This is a genomic window from Ruminiclostridium papyrosolvens C7, assembly GCF_000421965.1.
In the GTDB taxonomy this organism is placed as follows: domain Bacteria; phylum Bacillota; class Clostridia; order Acetivibrionales; family DSM-1351; genus Ruminiclostridium; species Ruminiclostridium papyrosolvens_A.
In genome coordinates this window covers 1-1,588 of sequence record NZ_ATAY01000096.1, presented here as the reverse complement: position 1 = coordinate 1,588, position 1,588 = coordinate 1, and the positions used below count along the sequence as shown (strand labels likewise).

1 protein-coding gene is annotated in these 1,588 nt (G+C 38.4%); it reads right to left on the bottom strand.

The features are described 5' to 3' along the window. A partial coding sequence (locus tag L323_RS0121285) for a condensation domain-containing protein (RefSeq protein ID WP_031342550.1) occupies positions 1 to 1,588 on the bottom strand: 1,588 nt, incomplete at both ends.

Here is a 1,588-nt window from a genome sequence, read left to right as displayed (position 1 = left end):
TAGTTTTCCACTGCTTCCAATGTCAAATCGAACTTGGAAACCCTGTTCTCAAACTTATATGGTGTAAACTTTAAACCGTTCACATCCATTTCAGGCATTCCCATGTTTTGGAGTACAAACAGGGTGTCAAACAAAGAATTTCGGCTCAAATCCCTTTTCAGTTTGAGATTTTCTATAAGACTTTCAAACTGATAATCCTGATTTTCCAGTGCAGTTACAACATTTTCCTTAAGTTCTTCCAAGAATACAATAAATGTTTTGTCACCCTTCGGGAAATTTCTGAGGGCAAGTGTATTTACAAACATACCCGCCAGATTTTCAAGGTCTGCATGAGGTCTGCCAGCAGTAGGAGAACCTACTATAATATCCTCCTGTCCCGTATATTTATTAAGCAGGATATTATATGCACAAAGTAGTACCATATAAAGAGTTGAGCCAGTTTTTAAAGCAATATCCTTAAAAGTGTCCGCCAATTTTTTCGAAATAGTAAACGTTATCCTGTCACCCTCATAAGACTGTATAGAAGGTCTGGGATAATCCAGCGGCATATTAAGAACGGGCAGTTCACCTGAAAACACATCAAGCCAGTATTTTTGCTGATTTTCAAGGATTTCAGATTCCAGCGCTTTGTTCTGCCACAATGCATAGTCTCTGTACTGTATCCTTAATTCAGGCAAATTTGCACCTCTGTAAATATCAATAAATTCTTTTACTAGAATTACAGAGGACACACCATCTGATATTATGTGGTGCATATCAAATAATAATAAGTGGGTTTCATTGTTCAGCTTTACAAGCTCTGCACGGAACAACGGTGCTGTGCCCAACTCAAAAGCCCTTATAAACATCCGAATTATCTCATCAATGCCTATGTTGCCCTGTTCTCTGTATCCAAGCTTGAAATCAATACTTTTTTGAACTATTTGAAAAGGTTTACCATCAAATAATCTAAAAGAGGTTCGCAATGTCTCATGTCTTTCAATTAGCTTTTTAAATGCATTTTCAAAGGCTTCTATATCAATTTTACCCTCAACCGTTATAACTCCGGGTAAATTATATGTGGTACCCAAACCGCCCATCTGTTCCAGAATAAATAAACGCTTTTGTGCTGACGATACCGGGTAAACATATGAACCATCTTTAGTATCCAGATATTCCGTTCCATCAACCTGTGAAATTGAAGAATAAATACTTCCTTTTAAAGCTTTCAGTCGTGACGTAATTTCCTTAACAGTTGGAGCTTTAAATATTTCACTCAAAGATATTTCAACACTAAACTCCTTCTGAATCTTGGAAACCAGCACAGCTGCCTTTAAGGAATGTCCTCCCATTTCAAAGAAATTGTCATTTGCTCCTATCCTCTCCATGCCCAGAACTTCCTGCCACAGCTTAACCATTTTCCTTTCGTCCTCATTGGCAGGTTCAACATATTCTGTGCCTGTATTTACACTGAATTGGGGCTCCGGCAGAGCCTTTCTGTCCACTTTTCCATTCTGTGAAAGGGGCATTTTTTCAAGCCTTACAAAATATGACGGAACCATATACTCCGGGAGACTTCTGGTCAGATATTCTCTTAATTCTCCCGGTG